The organism is Nocardia sp. NPDC050630 (genome assembly GCF_044457245.1).
Taxonomy (GTDB): domain Bacteria; phylum Actinomycetota; class Actinomycetes; order Mycobacteriales; family Mycobacteriaceae; genus Nocardia.
Genome location: NZ_JBITGN010000002.1, coordinates 20,547 through 38,055 on the forward strand (window position 1 = coordinate 20,547; position 17,509 = coordinate 38,055).

General features: G+C 66.3%; 15 protein-coding genes and 1 pseudogene. 8 read left to right on the forward strand and 8 right to left on the reverse strand.

Annotated features, from left to right (window positions below; genetic code table 11):
• Positions 1-1,061: 1,061 nt before the first annotated feature.
• Positions 1,062-1,940: pseudogene (locus ACIBG0_RS07505) on the reverse strand (DUF3027 domain-containing protein); the annotation flags it as partial.
• 47 nt (positions 1,941-1,987) lie between these two features.
• On the opposite strand from ACIBG0_RS07505, the gene ACIBG0_RS07510 reads away from it, so the two are divergent.
• The 3 genes from ACIBG0_RS07510 (at position 1,988) to ACIBG0_RS07520 (ending at position 5,084) form a co-directional block, all read left to right on the forward strand.
• Positions 1,988-2,761, forward strand: coding sequence for a glutaminyl-peptide cyclotransferase (locus ACIBG0_RS07510; protein WP_397030303.1), 774 nt, complete (start codon positions 1,988-1,990; stop codon positions 2,759-2,761).
• A gap of 77 nt (positions 2,762-2,838) precedes the next feature.
• Complete coding sequence (locus ACIBG0_RS07515; RefSeq protein ID WP_397030305.1) at positions 2,839-4,578, forward strand: MFS transporter; 1,740 nt, start codon at positions 2,839-2,841, stop codon at positions 4,576-4,578.
• Entirely contained in the window at positions 4,575-5,084 is a 510-nt protein-coding gene (locus ACIBG0_RS07520) for a DUF2771 domain-containing protein (protein ID WP_397030307.1), read from the forward strand. Before ACIBG0_RS07515 ends, ACIBG0_RS07520 begins: the two co-directional genes overlap by 4 nt.
• Before the next feature lie 116 nt (positions 5,085-5,200).
• On the opposite strand, the gene ACIBG0_RS07525 is transcribed toward ACIBG0_RS07520, so the two are convergent.
• Positions 5,201-5,626 carry a cold-shock protein gene (locus ACIBG0_RS07525; RefSeq protein WP_397031156.1) on the reverse strand — a complete coding sequence of 142 codons (426 nt, stop codon included), beginning with the start codon at positions 5,624-5,626 and terminating at the stop codon, positions 5,201-5,203.
• Positions 5,627-5,827: 201 nt separating this feature from the next.
• On the opposite strand from ACIBG0_RS07525, the gene ACIBG0_RS07530 reads away from it, so the two are divergent.
• Complete coding sequence (locus ACIBG0_RS07530) at positions 5,828-6,058, forward strand: hypothetical protein (protein ID WP_397030309.1); 231 nt, start codon at positions 5,828-5,830, stop codon at positions 6,056-6,058.
• A 367-nt stretch (positions 6,059-6,425) separates the two neighbouring features.
• On the forward strand, positions 6,426-7,049 hold the full coding sequence (locus ACIBG0_RS07535) for a resuscitation-promoting factor Rpf1 domain-containing protein (protein WP_397030310.1): 624 nt from the start codon (positions 6,426-6,428) through the stop codon (positions 7,047-7,049).
• 558 nt (positions 7,050-7,607) lie between these two features.
• On the opposite strand, the gene ACIBG0_RS07540 is transcribed toward ACIBG0_RS07535, so the two are convergent.
• Positions 7,608-7,796, reverse strand: a complete 189-nt coding sequence (locus tag ACIBG0_RS07540; protein WP_397030311.1) for a hypothetical protein — start codon at positions 7,794-7,796, stop codon at positions 7,608-7,610.
• A 142-nt stretch (positions 7,797-7,938) separates the two neighbouring features.
• Between ACIBG0_RS07540 and ACIBG0_RS07545 the strand changes: the two genes are divergently transcribed.
• The gene (locus ACIBG0_RS07545; RefSeq protein ID WP_397030313.1) at positions 7,939-10,332 is read left to right on the forward strand and encodes a helicase-associated domain-containing protein; all 2,394 of its coding nucleotides are present in this window, start codon (positions 7,939-7,941) and stop codon (positions 10,330-10,332) included.
• Here ACIBG0_RS07545 and ACIBG0_RS07550 read toward each other — a convergent pair whose 3' ends face one another.
• A complete protein-coding gene (locus ACIBG0_RS07550) occupies positions 10,333-10,845 on the reverse strand; it encodes a hypothetical protein (protein ID WP_397030315.1) in 513 nt (170 codons plus the stop codon).
• A gap of 320 nt (positions 10,846-11,165) precedes the next feature.
• On the opposite strand from ACIBG0_RS07550, the gene ACIBG0_RS07555 reads away from it, so the two are divergent.
• Positions 11,166-11,981 (forward strand): hypothetical protein, encoded by an 816-nt coding sequence (locus ACIBG0_RS07555; RefSeq protein ID WP_397030317.1) that lies wholly within the window; start codon positions 11,166-11,168, stop codon positions 11,979-11,981.
• Between the two features lie 3 nt (positions 11,982-11,984).
• On the opposite strand, the gene ACIBG0_RS07560 is transcribed toward ACIBG0_RS07555, so the two are convergent.
• The 4 genes from ACIBG0_RS07560 to ACIBG0_RS07575 are packed head-to-tail and all read right to left on the reverse strand — an operon-like array spanning position 11,985 to position 16,473.
• On the reverse strand, positions 11,985-13,376 hold the full coding sequence (locus ACIBG0_RS07560; RefSeq protein ID WP_397030319.1) for a M1 family metallopeptidase: 1,392 nt from the start codon (positions 13,374-13,376) through the stop codon (positions 11,985-11,987).
• A 53-nt stretch (positions 13,377-13,429) separates the two neighbouring features.
• Entirely contained in the window at positions 13,430-14,065 is a 636-nt protein-coding gene (locus ACIBG0_RS07565) for a LysE family translocator (RefSeq protein WP_397030321.1), read from the reverse strand.
• A 39-nt stretch (positions 14,066-14,104) separates the two neighbouring features.
• Positions 14,105-14,773, reverse strand: a complete 669-nt coding sequence (locus tag ACIBG0_RS07570; protein ID WP_397030323.1) for a DUF3239 domain-containing protein — start codon at positions 14,771-14,773, stop codon at positions 14,105-14,107.
• 41 nt (positions 14,774-14,814) lie between these two features.
• Positions 14,815-16,473, reverse strand: a complete 1,659-nt coding sequence (locus tag ACIBG0_RS07575) for a DNA repair helicase XPB (RefSeq protein WP_397030325.1) — start codon at positions 16,471-16,473, stop codon at positions 14,815-14,817.
• A 374-nt stretch (positions 16,474-16,847) separates the two neighbouring features.
• Between ACIBG0_RS07575 and ACIBG0_RS07580 the strand changes: the two genes are divergently transcribed.
• A complete protein-coding gene (locus ACIBG0_RS07580; RefSeq protein WP_397030327.1) occupies positions 16,848-17,492 on the forward strand; it encodes a LysE family translocator in 645 nt (214 codons plus the stop codon).
• Positions 17,493-17,509: the final 17 nt, after the last annotated feature.

The following is a 17,509-nucleotide window of genomic DNA, read 5'->3' on the forward strand; positions in this document are numbered from 1 at the left end:
ACGCCCACATCCGCACCGCCAACTGCCGCGCCACCAGCACTCACAGCCTCACTGTCCGGACGGACAACACCGGCGACGCCCACATCCGCACCGCCAACTGCCGCGCCACCAGCACTCACAGCCTCACTGTCCGGACGGACAACACCGGCGACGCCCACATCCGCACCGCCAGCTGCCGTATCTGCGTGAACAGCACCCGAAGTCGCGCTGTCAACGAGGCCACCGTTGATGTCCACACTCGCGCTGTCCACACTCGCGCTGTCCGCGCTGTCCGCCTCGCCATCAGCACCCGCAGCTTCAGCGCTCGGATCGGTCAACGCGGTCTCGGAGCTCGAACCCGGCTCCCACACAGCAGCTTCAACGCTCGGCTCTGCAGAAGTGGGGACGATGGTCGAGTCCGCGGTCGGTGCAGCCTCGAAGGCGGCGTTCTCACCAGCCTCGCTGTTCGGCTCGGCCACGCGAGTGGCAGAAGGATCCGTGGTCGAGTCAGCCGGGACTTGGACCGCATCCGACTCGGACACCACGCCGCTGATCGACTCGGCGTCCACATCCGAGGTGTCAGCGGCGGGCTCGATCACCGCGCTCGGCTCGGCGACCACGTCAGCAGCGGGGCTGAATGTGGCTGCGGCGCTGGACATGTCGGGCACACTCTGGACGACGATTTCGGGCTCACCCGAAGTGCCCGGCTCTGCTGCGGAATCGCCCGGCAGGTCAGCAGTGTCGGACTCGACCGCGCTGAGCGCACCAACGCCGGGCTCGACCGAGGTCGACTCAGCGACAGCATCTGTCAGATCTTCGACCGGCGCGGTATTGGCCTCGCTACCCGCGCCGGGCACCGAGACATCATGCGCAACCAGCGCATCCGGCTCAGCAACGTCACCCGCCACGCCAGCAGTCGACTCCACGGAGCCAGTCGCAACACCAGTCGCCCCAGAGACTGCGCGATCACGCGGCTCGTCCGTGGTCGGCTCGGCGGCAGCCGCATCGCTGGTGTCCGCACCACGCACCGAGATATCATGCGCAACCGGCGCATCCGGCTCAGCAACGTCACCCGCCACGCCAGCAGTCGACTCCATGGAGCCAGTCGCAACAACCCCCGACGCCGCACCAGTCGCCTCAGAGACGCCGCGATCCTCCGGCTCGCCCGTAGTCGGCTCAGCGGCATCGCTAATGTCCGGGGCAGTCTCGGTCACCGCATCGGGTGCGGCTTGCGCGGACTTGCGCGGCTCCATCGAGATCACATCGAAAGCGGCGTCGTCGAATGCCTCGTACAGCGGCGAGCCTCCGCCGGTCGGCACTTCTACGTCCGAATGCGCGCCGCAGCCGTATTCGGCGTGGACTACGTGGCCGTCGGCACCCATGGCGTTTCCGCAGACACCGAAGGCGGCGCGGAGGGCGCCGGCGAGGGGGAGGTAGAAGCCGCAGCTGCCGCAGGTGGCGGGGGCGGCCTTGGCCATATCGGTTTCGGGGCCGTATTCGGAGTACCAGCGTTCGGCGGCTTCTTCGCGGCCCTCGCGGCTGAGCACCTTGGTGCGGCCGAGGCCGATTTCCAGGGCGACCTCGTCGACGGCCGGATCGCCGCTCGCGACGTAGCCGGGCACCAGCCGCGGATCATCAGCGGGCGGGGCGAGCAGGTCACCCGGTGCCAGATCTCCGGGGCGAATGCGCTGCTCCCACGGCACGAAATCGGGTGCGACCAGCGCGTCCGGACCTGGCAGCAGAGCCGATTCACTGACCGTCGCGTACTGCGCGTCCGGCGGGGCCGCCACCACGACCGCCCACTGCCAGCCGCGGTAACCGGCCAGCGTGGCTTCGAATCGGTGGGTCGCCGCGGTCTCGTCCTCGGCGGTGACGCCGAGATGCGCGCCGACGCCAGTCGGTTCCAGCTCCAGGAGCGCACGTCGGGCCACGTCGACGGCATCGGCAAGGATCGGCCGCACGCCGGACTGCGAAACAGATACTGCGCTCACGGCCTACATTTTGCCGTATGGAGCGCAATCGGCGTTCGTTGGCCGTCGTTGTCCTGGTCAGCCTGCTCGGAATCACCGGGTGTGGCGGCTCCGACAACGATGTGCCGCGACTGCACATCGAGGTGGTCGGCACCCGTCCGCACGATCCGCGGGCGTTTACCGAGGGTTTGGAAGTCGACGGCAACGTGCTCTACGAAGGCACCGGCATGCCGGGCGCGTCGGACGTGCGAGCCACCGATCTGACAACCGGCAACGAACTGGCCCGCACCGGACTGCCCGCGGCCTACTTCGGCGAGGGCGTCACCAAATCCGGTACCACCCTCTGGCAGCTCACCTGGCAGAACCACGTGGCGATCGCCCGCGATCCGGCGACGCTGGCCGAACGCACCAGGGCGTCCTACGACGGCGAGGGCTGGGGTCTGTGCACTCGCGGGGACAGATTGGTGATGAGCAACGGCACCGACACCCTTACCTTCCGCGATCCGGTGACCTTCGCCCCGACCGGCACCGTCACCCTTACCAGCCGACATCGCGCCGAACTCAACGAACTCGATTGCGCCGCCGACGGTTCCGTCTATGCCAATTCCTATCCCACCGATGACATCCTGCGCATCGATCCCGAATCCGGCGATGTCCTCGCGGTCATCGACGCGCGCGGCCTGCTGCCCGCGACCGTCCGCGCGGGCACCGATGTGCTCAACGGCATCGCCCAACTACCCGGCACGGACCACTTCCTGATCACCGGCAAATACTGGCCGACCATCTTCGAGGTCAGATTCGTACCGAACTGAGCGAGTCAGGTCACCTTTCTGGACGGCTTGGAGCGGCAATTGAACCCAACTCGCCGATGTACGACAGAATTGAGGTTGTGACTACTCCCCGCGATCCCTCCGGTTCCGACCGTGGTCCGTGGGATGGCGAGGAGTCTCCACCGATTCAGCGTCACCCTGGCTACGACCGCTACCCGCCACCCCACACCCCACACCATCGGTCCTCACTACCTCCGCTACCACCCGAAGCGCCACAACGCCGCGAACCACCGCCGACCCGGCCGCTGCCCGGCGGATCCGCGGAACCGGCAGATCCGCGGCCGGAACCCGAGACTCCGGCCGAGCCCCAGCGCATTCCGCGCAAGCTGACCGTCACCCGCGTCGCCGCCATGCGCGGCCGCGAACTCACCTCCCGCGGCGTCGCCACCTTCCAGCGCGCCGCAAAGGCCGATGGCGCCGACAAATCCGGCCTCACCGCGCTGACCTACGCCACCATGGCGAATTTCGCCCTGGACGCCGCGATCGCGGTGGCACTTGCCAACACACTGTTCTTCGCCAGCGCGACCGCCGAGAGCAAAACCAAAGTCGCGCTGTACCTATTGATCACGATCGCACCGTTCGCGGTGATCGCCCCCCTCATCGGACCGATGCTCGACCGCCTGCAGCGCGGCCGCCGCCTGGCACTGGCCACTTCCTTCGCGCTGCGGGCGGTGGTCGCGGTGGTGCTGATCATCGCCTTCGACAGCTGGGCGCTGTATCCGCTCGCTCTGTGCATGATGATCGGCAGTAAATCCTTCTCGGTGCTCAAGAGCGCGGTGACGCCGCGCGTGCTGCCACCGGAAATCGATTTGGTGCGCACCAACTCTCGGCTCACCGTGTTCGGTCTGGTCGGTGGCACCATCGGCGCGGGCGCGGTCGCCGCACTCGCCGCCGCGATCGCCGGTTCCAATGGCGCACTCGTGCTGGCCGCAGCGATCGCGATCGCGGGCACCTTCCTGAGTCTGCGCATCCCGCGTTGGGTCGAGGTCACCGAGGGCGAGGTCCCGGCGACGCTCAGCTATCACGCGAAAACCGAAGTATTCAGTCCGGCAACCGAGGCCACGGTTCCGCCGCGCAAACGCAGGCAGCCGCTCGGCCGCGCGGTCGTGACCGGGCTGTGGGGCAATAGCGCCATCCGTGTCCTTACCGGCTTCCTGACGTTCTATGTGGCCTTCGTCGCCAAAGCGACCGAGCACGGTGGCTGGCAGCAGGCCGCGATGCTCGGTGTGGTCGGTGTGGCCGCGGCGGTCGGCAATTTCATCGGCAATGCGACCGGCGCCCGGATCCAACTCGGCAAGCCGTCACTGATCGTGTTGGGCTGCACCGCCGCCTGCTGCGCGGTCGCCCTGCTCGCGGTCTTCCTGAATAATCTGCTCGGCGCCGCGTTGGCCACCCTGGTCGCGTCGGGCGCGAGCGCACTGGCGAAGGTATCGCTCGATGCCTCCATCCAGGATGATCTGCCGCCGGAATCGATCGCCTCCGGCTTCGGCAGATCCGAGACCGTACTGCAGCTCAGCTGGGTCCTCGGCGGTGCGGCGGGCGTACTGATGCCGACCACCTACTGGCAGGGTTTCGCGTTCATCTCCGCGGTCCTGCTGTTCGGGCTGCTGCAGACCTTCATCAGCGATCGCGGCCACTCCCTGCTGCCCGGTCTGGGTGGGCACCGCCCGGAACATGCGGAGCAGGCAGTCGCCACCTCTCGACACGCCGACGCCGACCGAGCCGCGCAACGCGGCAAGGAGCGCGGCGGTAGCGACACTAAGCACATGCAACGAGGCACAGGAGACCCGATCTGGTGAGCAAACCAAGTATCCGCACCGTCGTCGCGCTATGCGTGGCGACCCTACTGGTGTTCACCGTCGCCTTCGTCGGCGTGTTGACGGTGTTGGTCCGCAAAGCGGACCACCCCGACCCGACCGTTACCGCATACGCGCACGGCAAGACCGTCACGGTGTCCCCATTCCTGTACTGCACAGTGAAGATGGAGGACTGCAAGTACGGCGAGACCGTCACCATGGACGTCCCCGCCGGATATCCGGTACAGCTGTCCCTGCCGAAGAAGATCGCCGACGCGCCCTGGCTGGCGCAGCTGGTCTACGTCATGCCCAGCGGCGAGAAGGTGGACCGGGTGGTGAGCCGCAACGACTTCCCCGAGGGCGCGCTCGCCGTCACCATCGATTCGAAGCCGGAGCCCGAATTGCGGCTCGTCGGTATCGAATTGCAGCTGCCGATCCTCGCGCGCGACGAGACCGGCCGCGAGTTCTACGTACCGCATGCGGCCTGGTCGATCAGCACCGCGAGCTGAGTAGATCAGCACCCTCCGTAGCGACTGTTCTCAGGTCGCTCGAAAGGGCAAGGCGAAAACGCTTCGCGCGCTACCCGGTAGGCCGGGTGGCGCGCGAAATTCGTTATCCGCGAATGTCAGTGATCGAGTTCGCGCGCGACCGCCCGCACGACTTCCGAAATGCGCTGCGCGGTCTTGCGATCCGGGTACTTACCCTTGCGCAGATCCGGCTGCACCTTGGCCTCGAGCAGGGTGATCATGTCCTCGACCATCCCGTGCAGCTCGTCCGGAGTGTGCTTGCGCGCGGCCGGTTCCTTGTGCGCCCCACGATCGCGGTGCTGGTCCTGACGGACCGAAGGCGGCGACTCGAGCACCTTCAGGCTCAGCGCCTGCGGCCCACGGCGACCGGCGGCCATTCCGAATTCGACGCGCTGACCGGGCTTGAGCCCATCGACGCCAGCGGGCAATGCGGACGAACGGACATAGACATCCTCACCCTCGTCCTGGGAAAGGAAGCCGAAGCCCTTTTCGACGTCGTACCACTTCACCCTGCCGGTCGGCACTGCACTCACCCGTTCGTCATCGAAACTCGAACCCCAGCGGCCCGAGCACATCCGTCTGCCCAGGTGCTGGTCCGGCGTAGCGCCTCGGACAGCTCCTGTCAGTTTGCGAAAAGAACGCGCCCCACAGCTGTGCAGGACGCGATTGACACCGAGTCTACCCCGGTGCGAATAACGCAAGCACATCAGTTTTACGGTCGAGCGGTGACGAATCCATCCGCGCCACCGCCCCCACGCCGCGCCGGCGACCGATTGCTGTACGTGGCACTCGGTCTGTTCGCGATCGGCTTGCTTGCGATCGTCGCCATATTTCTGACGCCGGTGCTCAGTGATTCCGACCCGGGCCTATGGCTGTATGTGCTGGCGATGTTGGCGCCGCTCGGCTTCCTCTGCGCGATCGTTTTCGCACTGTGGTCCGGCCGGCGATCGCGATAAACCGGTTACCCCTGCTAATCGTTACCCAACCTTCGATGTGATCCTCGTCACATAACAGCGCGGTAACGGAGCGGTATCGGCTCACGACCGGCCCGTCGGCACCGTGTCTCAGCTGCGCGGAAGCGACTCCGCCGCAACCGATACCGGTCCGAGACCCGCGGGGACCCGCCGGTTACCAAATAGTGATTTTTCGCGCGGATCGTCGTACGGTCTTACCCAGCCGGGACAACCGGCAACCACCGGCCCGCCGCATCCAACCTCGCCCCGCGGGTACCGGACCCCAACGGAAATCAGGGGTGAGGGCGGGACGGACGACCTCTCAGTCCGGACCACTTGCAGATGCGTACGAGAGGCAGAAGAACCCGATATGAGTGGACGCCATCGCAAGCCAACCTCCACCGGGCGCACCGTAGCCAAGGTCGCCGTCACCGGCGCGATCATCGGCACCGCTGGTGTGGCTCTCGCTGGAAACGCCAGCGCGGCACCCGACCAGGATTGGGATCGCCTCGCACAGTGCGAGGCCGGAGGCAACTGGGGCATCAACACCGGCAACGGTTTCCAGGGCGGACTGCAGTTCTCCCCCTCTACCTGGAAGGCTCACGGCGGCGGCGAATACGCCGCGACCGCCAACCAGGCCACCCGCGAACAGCAGATCGCGGTCGCCGAGAAGGTGCTCGCCAGCCAGGGCTGGGGCGCTTGGCCCTCCTGCTCGTCCTCGCTCGGCCTGAGCAGCGGATCCACCCCGCGCACCGCGCCCTCCTCCACCGAGACCCCGCGCTGGAACCCGGCCCCGGCCGCTCCCGAGCAGGCCGTCGCCGATCAAAGCCAGCAGGTGTTCGACGCGATCGACCGCGCCGTCGCCGTGGTCCAGGGCCAGGGTGTGCAGATTCCGCAGGAAGCCCTCGATTTCTTCAATGCCGCCAAGGGCACTCAGCTCGACCCGGCAGTCGTGAACTTCTACGAGGCGAACAAGAGCCTGCTGCCCTCCTGAGGCGTCACGCCGCAGTCTTGACTTGCGGGCCCTAGCGCGTCCCTCCGCGGTCGCGCTCCGGGCCCGTAGCTATGCCGCCGCGTGCGATTCGCCGGTCTCGTGGGTCCCCTCCGGGGTCGTGCTCCGGGCCCGTCGCCACGCTACAGCGTTCAGTTCGCGGGCCTCGCGCGTGCCCTCCAGGGTTACGCTCCGCTACCACCTCCGGGCCCGTCGCTACGCCGCCGCGTGCGACTCGAGGACCTCTTCGCGGGTCTCGCGGGTCCCTCCGGGCGTACGCTCCGGGCTACCACCTGACGCCCGTCGCTCACGCCACAGCGTTCGAGTCGCGGGCCCACAGGCCCCTCCGGGATTACGCTCCGCTACCACCTGAGCCCTGTCACTCACGCCACAGCGTTCGAGTCGCGGGCCCGCGGGTCTCTCCGGGGCTACCCTCCGCTACCGCCTCGGGCCCGTCGCTCACGCCACAGGTCATACGAAGAAGGTCCCCACATCCAATGCGATGCGGGGACCTTCTTCGTATCCGCGGGTTTTCCGTCCGGTCGCCGAGCGATTCGCCGCTCAGCGGTTGATCACCGTATTCGGGTGCATGTAGGGCAGCTGGTCGGCCGGGACCGGAAACTCGGTGTCCTCACCGAACGGCGAGAGCCCACCGGAACGAGTCGACGACAGTTCGGTGACCGCGTGGCCGCCGTCGTCGAGCGAGGGCCAGCCATTGTCGACATAGGGTTTCTTCGATTTGTTCACCACGACCACATTGTGGCATGCGAGCGACCCGCCAGCACCCCGCCCTCCGCTGCTGGCCACGCCCGGCGGCAGATAAACGACATCCACTAGGCTGGCAGAATCGACAATATTCGGATTGCGACGCAACGACTGATCTCGAGAGCACATGGGTAACTCGTCGGGGACGCCCAAAACCGGACCGGGCACACGACAGCCAGCCCGCGACGGCAGTCACGCGGCACTCACGACCGGCAAAAGGCCCGCAAAGACGCCCGCGACCGAATCCCTGGCCGGGTGGCTCGCGGCCCGCAGCGATGCGCAGCTGGTGGCCCTGCTCGAACTCCGGCCCGATCTGGCCGTGCCACTGCCCTCCTCCATGGCGGTGCTCGCGGCCCGCGCCGAGCAGCGCGCGTCGGTCCTGCGTGCCACCGATGACCTGGACACACTCGAGTTCGCGATCGTGGAAACCCTTGCGGTGCATCGGGCGACGGGCTCCGGCGGCACGCCGATGAGTCGCAAGGCGTTGCGCGTGCAGTTGAAAGATCGGGTGAAGGTCGCGGCCATCGATGCCGCGCTGGCCCGCCTGTCCGATCGGGCGCTGGTCTGGAGCGACGGCGACGACCTCCATCTGATTCCAGCCACCGCCGAGGCGCTGCCCTGGCCGATCGGCAGCACCACCGAAATTCCTGATGCGTTGACCGAGCCCGAGGTGGTCGCGGCCCTCGCGGCCGTATCCCCCGCCGAACGCGCGCTGCTGGACAAGCTGGCCACCACCGGACCGCGCGGACGCACCAGGGACGCCGCACCGGGCACACCGGCCGACCGCCCCATTCAGCAACTGCTCGGCCGACGATTACTGCACTGGATCGACGAGGAGACGGTCGAACTGCCGGTCACCGTCGGTCAGGTGCTGCGCCGGGAGCCGGTGACCCATCCGCACGCGCTGAAACCACCGGAGCCGACGCCGACCGAGCACGCCCCCACCGAAGTGAATGCGGTCGCGGCGGGTGAAGTGGGCGAGCTCCTACGGCACTGTGCCGACATTCTGGAGGCGCTCGGCCAGGCGCCCGCGCCCGCATTGCGCGCGGGTGGGCTCGGGGTGCGGGAGTTGCGCCGCGTCGCCAAGCAGACCGGTATCGACGAACCTCGCGCTGGACTGCTCGTCGAACTGCTCGCCGCGGCCAAACTCATCGAGAAGGGTATGCCGGACCCGCCACCGGAATTCGACTCCACCGACGACTTCTGGGCGCCAACACCGGCCGCCGACGGCTGGCGGGACGCGCCGCCCGCGCGCCGCTGGGTGGCGCTGGCACAGGCCTGGCTCGACCTGGATCGCATGCCATGGATGATCGGCATGCGCGATGCCAATGACAAACCGCTGGCGGCGCTGTCGATCGAACTGCGCACCCCACACGCACCGCGCGACCGGCGCGCCATCTTGAATCTGCTCGCCGAATATCCGACCGGCACCGCCTTGGACCCCACCGATATCGGCCGACTACTCGCCTGGCGGCAACCACGATGGCGCAGACACTTTCGGGTCGATGCGGTCGAGCACACACTGGGCGAGGCCGCGACGCTCGGTTTCATCGGCCGCGGTGCGCTCGCCTCACCGGGGCGAGCACTGCTGCACGATTTACCGACCAGCGCCGCCGATGCCGAGTCCGAGATGGAATCGGCGCTGCCCGAACCGATCGATCATGTGCTGGTCCAGGCGGATCTGACGGTCATCGCACCGGGTCCGCTCACCCCGGAGCTACAGAGCCGGGTGGCACTCATGGCCGATATCGAATCCGCCGGTGCGGCAACGGTTTACCGGATCAGCGACACATCGGTGCGGCGCGCGTTGGATGCCGGGATGACCGCGGCCGAACTGCATACGCTGTTCACCACACATTCCCGCACGCCGATCCCACAGTCGCTCACCTATCTGATCGATGATGTGGCGCGCAGACACGGCCAACTGCGGGCCGGTATGGCGCAGTCGTTCGTCCGCAGTGATGATCCGGCACTGCTCGCACAGGTGCTGAGCTCGCCGGTGGCGAGCGAACTCGCGCTGCGAGCCATCGCACCCACCGTCGCCATCGCCCAGGCTCCGCTCGGCGAATTACTGGAACGGTTGCGCGCGGCCGGATTCGCCCCGGCCGGTGAGGATTCCGCGGGCACTATTGTCGATCTGCGCCCGCGCGGCGCCCGGATCGCGGTGCGCCCGCATGCCAGACAGCCGTACCGCCCGACGCCGCCGAGTACCGAACAGCTGACACTGCTTGTCGCGGAACTGCGCGCGGGTGAGCGGGCCGCCAGCGCCCGCAATGGCCAGGCGGTGCGCCCCGACGGCACCAGAACCAGTACCGCCGCAACCCTGGCGCTGCTGCAATTGGCGGCGCGGGTGCGGCGGTCGGTCAATATCGGTTATGTCGACGCCCAGGGCGTCGCGTCACAGCGCGTGGTCGAGCCGCTCAAGGTCGGCAACGGCCAGCTCGACGCACTGGACCCGGTGACCGGCACGATCCGGCATTTCACCTTGCACCGGATCGCGTCGGTCGCCCTACTCGAGTAATCAGCCCTTGGCCGGGCCGAGGCAGTAGGTGACCTTGGGGTCCGGGACGGTCACGAAGCTGGTCGCATCGGTGCCACACTGCAATTCGTCGGCTTGGCCGTCGATGCGCTGCATCACCTTGAATGTGGCTTCGGAGGAGGAGCAGTCCACGTACTTGTACGGGTTGGTGCCGACATCGGCGTAGCAGCTGCCCTGCTTGAAGTTCGGCGCGAGGCACATGTAGGCCTGGCCGCCACTGACCAGGTCCTCGGTGTAGGTGGTGTATTCGGCCGCGCAGTCGATCTTCTTGTCCGCGGTCTGGAATACCTTGTAAACCGCCTTCGGCGACGAGCAGTCGACCGGCTCGGACTTGGTGGCCGATGACGAACTGTCGGTGACGTTGATGCAATCACCGACCTTCGCCTTGGCGGTGTCGGACTTGCTTGCATTGTCGAGCGCCGAACAACCGGTCACCACGGCCACCAATGCGCCCACCGCCAGGAGGGCGAGCACGATGCGTGCCAGCAGCCTCATTCCTGGGAACTTCAACGTGAAACCCTCTCTCACCGAACGTGTTCACAGCAGTTGTGAACGCGGTGAGAATACCGTTCCGGTCGCCCGAACCGCATCAGCAGTTCGGACGACCGACCAACAGCAGGCGCCGACTCAGTACTGCCCGTACAGCCCGGTCAGCCCCAGCAGCGCGAGGCCGACTAATTTCGGGAGCAGGGTAGTGATGACCGTGAGTCCTAAACTGTTCACTAGCAATGCCTTTCGCATTTCGAACACATGGACTTTTGTCCAGTATGTGCACTCTGTCGCTTCCGGGGACTCGGTCGTTACGCTTGGCAAGTATGAAGCTCGAAGAGGTCGCCGTCGACTTGTACGGACTAGACCCTGGTGAGTTCATCGCCGCCAGGGCGGCACGCGCGGCCGAGGCCAAAGACGCGGGCGACAAAGAACTAGCGGCCGCCATCAGCAAACTGCGCAAGCCGACGGTCGCCGCCTGGACGGTGAACCTGCTGGCCCGCGCGGTGCCCGATGATGTCGATGCGCTACTACAACTCGGCTCCGCGCTCCGGACGGCGCAGCGCGAATTGTCCGGCGAACAGTTGCGCACACTGACTGCCCAGCGGCAGCAGATCGTCAATGCCCTTGCCAAGCGAGCGGGCGCATTGGCCGCCGATCGCGGACATCCGGTCACCGAGGGGGTGCTGCGCGAGGTGGGGCAGACGCTTACGGCGGCCTTGGCCGACGACGCGGTCGCCGAGCAGGTTCGCGGCGGCACACTTGTGACGTCGGCGAGTTATGAAGGCTTCGGTCCGAGCGGTGCCACGCTCACATCGGTAAGCGGAACTGGCACAACCGAATCCGCCGAACCCACCGCGGAGAACAATGCGCGGCAGGAACTCAATGACGCACTCGAGTCCCTCGAATCTGCTCGTGCGGCACGGGATTCAGCACAAACCGAAGCCGAGGACGCGGCAAATCGGTTGGCCGAGAGTGAATCCCGCATCGAGGAACTGCGCGAAAAGCTTGCCCACGCCGAACAGCAGAAGCAGTTCGCCCGCACCGCCGAGCGCGGTGCGCAGGAACAATTACGCGCGGCCCAGAAACAACTGGACCGGGCCGAGCGCCGGGTGGAACGGGCCCGCGAACGCGTCGACTGAACGTCAGCCGCGCAGGGCACCGGGATAGAGGTACTCGTCCGAGGGAATTGTGGTGCGGTTCAACCAGGCGTCGAAGAAGGCGGTCAGATCGGTCAGGGATTTCGACTGCATGAAGGTGCGAAACTCCGGCATCGAGGCGTTGCCGTGGGCGTGTGCCGCATTGAATTCCAGGACGGCCGCGAAGAAGACGTCGTCGCCGAGTTGTTTGCGCAGTGCGTGCAGGAACAGTGGGCCGCGATAGTAGACGGAGGTGAATTCATTTCCGACGCCCGGGTTTTCCAGCGAAATATCCCAGAACTTCGGGTCGGCACGGTATTTCCGAATGGTCTCTCGGTAGGCCGCGTCGACGTCCTTGCCCTCTTTTCGCTCCGGCCACAAATAGTCGGCGGTGTAGCTGGCGAAGCATTCGTTGAGGCAGATATCGGACCATTGCCGCACCGATACCGAATCGCCCCACCATTGGTGCGCGATTTCGTGTACCGCGGTCGGCAGGTCGGTCCACGGTGCGTAGATCGGACGGGTCTGGGTCTCCAGCGAGAACTCCAAATCCGCATCGACGTAGATACCACCCGCGGTGTCGAACGGATAGGGACCGTACAGCGCCTCCTCGAAGTCGATGATTTCGGGCAGACGCTGCTCGGTTTCCCGATTGCGCTCCGCATTCGGGGCGAAGGCGCTGATCAGCGGTGTGCCGTTGGCGCGGCGCTGGTCGAGGTAGCTGTAGTGATCGATCGCGACGGTGGTCAGATAGCCGAGCACCGGTTGGTACGTCTCCCACGTGACATTGCGCTTTGCACCGGTGACGGCATTCTCGGTCCGCACACCGTTGGAAACCACCTCCCATTCCGCGGGAACCGACGCGTGCAGGGTAAAGGTGGCCTTGTCCAGCGGGGTGTCGTTGAGCGGGTACCAGGTGGTGGCCGAATGCGGTTCACCTGCGACGAAGGCACCGCCGCTCGGCGCATAGGTCCAGCCCCCGCCTTCGGTGTTCCTGGCCTGCCCGGCGTAGTCGACGGTCACGGTGAACGGCAGGCCGGGCAGCAGCGGCAGCAGCGGGGTCACGGTCAATTCGTGCTCGCCGTTGCGATCGAAGGCGGCGGGCAGGTGGTTCACCGACACCATGCGTACATCCGGGCCGTCGAAGTCCAGATTGAACATCCGCAGCGGCTGGGTGGCGGTCGCGTCGACCCTGGTCGTACCGGTGAGCTGATGGCTCGGCGGGTCGTAGTCGATGCTGACCTCGTAGTGGCCGACGTCGTAGCCGCCATTGCCGTCCAGCGGGTAGTACGGATCGCCGAGACCCGGCGCGCCGACGAGTGGATCGGCGTTCGCCGGAACCGGTGCGGCGACCAGCGCCGCGACCACCGCCGCGCACAACCAGCCGGACCACCTCATATGACCACCACCCCTTTCGCGGCCCCACCCGACCTCGGTGGATGGTAGTCGCTTCAGTCGGCGCTACCGCTGAGCGCCACCGACGCGCCGAGACCGAAGATCATCGCACCGCCCGCACCGCCGACCGCCTCCAGTCGTTGCGGCGAGCGCGCGAACCAAGCGCGTGCCGATGCCGCGAGCAGGCCCCATGCGCTATCGGAGATCAAGGCGATCCCCAGGAAGATGGTGCCGAGGATCAGGAATTGCAGCTGCAGCGAACCCGCCGACGGTTCGGCGAAATGCGGCAGCACCGCCGAGAAGAAGACGATCGCCTTGGGGTTTGTCAGCCCGACGAAGACGCTCTGCCGAAAAACCTTGGCATCGGCGGGGTCGATCTGCGCGTTCAGCGCCGACCTCAACGCCTTGCGCTCGCGAATCGCCTGGATCCCCAGATACATCAGATACAGCGCACCGGCGAACTTCACCACGGTGAGCGCGAGCGCCGAGGCCGCGAGCAGGGTACCGAGGCCCACCGAGACCAGCAGTAGCGCGATGAAAACACCCGCGGAGTGACCGAATACCGAGACCAGAGCGGCGCGGCGGCCGAGTGCGAGGGCCCGGCCGATGGTGAACAGCACCCCCGGTCCGGGGATGACGATGATGACAATCGATGCGGCGATGAAAGCCAGCAGGTTGGACGCCGGAACCATTTACCGAGTCTATTCGGTGGCGCAAGGGAATTCGGCTGATCAGGTACCCAGGTCACCAGGGAGCTGGTGCGGATCGAGCAGCAGCCGTTTGGCGGAGGTGCGCCGCACCTTGTCGGCGAGGTCCAGATTGTCGGTGAGCAACCGCCATTCGACCTCGCTGATGGCCGCGCGTGCCCGATCGATGACGGTGCCGTCACGGGTGCCCCAGGCGATCGGCATGGCGCTGACCGACTGCCAGCGCTCGCCGACCTGACGCGGCGCCCGATCGGTGCGCACCGCGACCGACGGCACCCGCTCACCCGTGCGCTTCTCATGTCCGGGCAGATCCCTGACCTTCCTGATCACCAGGGCATAGCGCGGATCATGGGTCTCCGGTTTCGAGACATCGACCAGCGCGAGCAGCACCACCCCGCTCGGATGCGTTTCGGAGACCACCGCGGGCACCAGCTCACCGTCGGCATAGAGCTTGTCGATGCTGGAGCGGTGCGGCGTCCAGAATGCCACCCACAGCGCGACCACCGCTCCGAGTGCGAAGGCGATCGCCAGCAGATAAGCCCACGGATGGTTGAGCCAGATCAGATATGCGGTGCCGGTCGCGGCGATGACGGCGGCCGCGATCGCCATGATGCGCAGTCGGCGTAGGTCGGCGAAGACTTCGTTGACCGCATGGGCGTGCTGCCGGTCCACCGCGAATTCGAAGCGTCGCACGTCCTTATTCCTAGCACACGTATCGGAGGAAATTCCTCCGCTTATCCGATGGCCGGTCCCAGCAAGTCATCGGCATCCGTAATGCGATACGCGTAACCCTGTTCGGCCAGGAAACGCTGCCGGTGCGCGGCATATTCGGCGTCCAGGGTGTCACGTGCGACGACCGAATAGAAGTGAGCTTGGCCACCATCGTGTTTCGGCCGCAACAGCCGACCGAGCCGTTGCGCTTCTTCTTGCCGCGAACCGAATGTTCCCGAAACCTGTACAGCGACAGATGCTTCGGGCAAATCGATGGAAAAGTTCGCGACCTTGCTCACCACCAGCACTGGAATCTCACCACGCCGAAAGGCGTCGAAAAGCTCCTCGCGCTCTTTGGTTTTCGTCGAACCTTGAATTACCGGAGCATTGAGATCGGCGCCGAGTTCATCGAGTTGATCCAGATACGCGCCGATCACCAACGTCTGCGCATCCTTGTGCTGAGCCAGAATCGATTCCACCACAGGGATCTTCGTGCGCGCGGTCGAGCAGAGCTTGTAGCGCTCTTCCGGCTCGGCGGTGGCATAGGCCATCCGCTCGGCATCGGTGAGGGTGACCCGGACCTCGATGCACTCGGCCGGGGCGATCCAGCCCTGCGCCTCGATATCCTTCCACGGCGCGTCATAGCGCTTGGGTCCGATCAGTGAGAACACATCGCCCTCGCGGCCGTCTTCGCGCACCAGCGTCGCGGTGAGACCGAGCCTGCGCCGCGATTGCAGATCAGCGGTCATTCGGAAGACCGGTGCGGGCAGCAGGTGCACCTCGTCATAGATGACCAGGCCCCAGTCGCGGCTGTCGAAGAGTTCGAGATGTTTGTACTCGCCCTTGGTGCGGCGGGTGATCACCTGATAGGTGGCGATGGTGACCGGACGGATCTCCTTGCGCTCACCGGAGTACTCACCGATTTCGTCCTCGGTCAACGAGGTTCGCGCGAGCAGCTCACGCCGCCACTGCCGTCCAGCCACCGTATTGGTGACCAGGATCAAGGTCGTGGCCTGCGCCTTGGCCATCGCGGCCGCACCGACCATGGTCTTACCAGCACCACACGGCAGCACCACGACACCCGAACCACCGGCCCAGAACGAATCGGCGGCCATCTCCTGGTAATCGCGCAGATGCCACCGGCCGCCGGTGAAATCCAACTCGATCGCATGCGCTTCGCCGTCGACGTAGCCCGCCAGATCCTCGGCGGGCCAGCCGATCTTCAGCAGCATCTGTTTGATCCGTCCGCGCTCGGACGGATGCACGACGACAGTGTCCTCATCCACCCGGGCGCCGAGCATCGGGGCGATCTTCTTGTGCCGCAGCACTTCCTCGAGCACCGCGCGATCCAGACTCACCAGCGTCAAGCCGTGCGCCGGATTCTTGACCAACTGCAACCGGCCGTAGCGGGCCATGGTGTCCACAATGTCGACCAGCAGCGGTTGCGGCACCGCATACCGCGAGTAGCTGACCAAGGCATCCACCACCTGCTCGGCGTCATGCCCCGCCGCTCGTGCATTCCACAGCGCCAATGGCGTCACCCGATAGGTGTGCACATGCTCCGGTGCCCGCTCCAATTCCGCGAACGGCGCGATGGCCTGCCGCGCCACCCCGGCCAACTCGTGGTCGACCTCCAACAGCAGCGTCTTATCACTCTGAACGATCAGCGGACCTTCGGTCACAGCTTTGCCTCGCTAGCGCTCGACTCCGCTGCGACCGAAGGTGCTGTGCCTATGGTTCCCACGCTGCGCTCGGTCACGATCTCTCCTCGTATACGGCGTCCGGCTGCATCCGATCGCTCGTGCGACTCCGGCCTATTCTCCCCGACACCACCGACAACCCACCGGATGCGGCATCGATCCTCCCCCGCCGACGGACATAACTCCCATCGGCCTCGCACATACAGCGTCCGAGCAGTCTGTTTTGTTCCGGGACGGCACGCGGCGACCGCCCATGTCGTCCGAATCGCGCTCGAGCGAGACCAGCGGTGGCGCCAGTCCACCGGCGCTCAACTGGCCCGAGACGAACGCGCAGCGTATGCCCGAGTATCGAGAGCATGATCGAAACTGCGGCGATTCTGGGAGTGGCGGCGGCCGCGTTGGGGATGGTGCTCACGCCGGGACCGAACATGATGTATCTGGTATCACGCAGCGTTTCGCAGGGGCGGCGAGCCGGATTGGTATCGCTCGGCGGCGTCGCGGCCGGATTCGGAGTCTATTTGGCGGCGGCCACGGCGGGGATTACCGCGGTGTTCGCCATCGTGCCCGGCCTGTATCTGGCGGTGAAGTTGGCGGGTGCCGGATACCTGCTGTGGCTGGCCTGGCAGGCGGTGCGGCCCGGTGGGACCTCGGTATTCGCACCAGCCGAGCTTTCTGCGGATCCGACGCGGCGACTGTTCACTATGGGGTTGGTCACCAATCTGCTGAATCCGAAGATCGCGATCATGTACATGGCGTTGATTCCGCAGTTCGTGGCGCCTGAGCACGGCCGGGTGTGGTTGCAGAGCCTGTGCCTCGGGACGGTGCAGATCGCGGTGGCATTGACGGTGAACGGGCTGATCGTGCTCGGGGCGGGCGGGATCGCCGCCTTCCTGACCGGTCGGCCGCTGTGGTTGCGGATCCAGCGCTATTTCATGGGCACGATACTCGGCGGGATCGCGGTACTGGTCGCGACCGACCGTGCGCGGCCGATGCCTGCCTGAACGCGGGCGCGACGCGG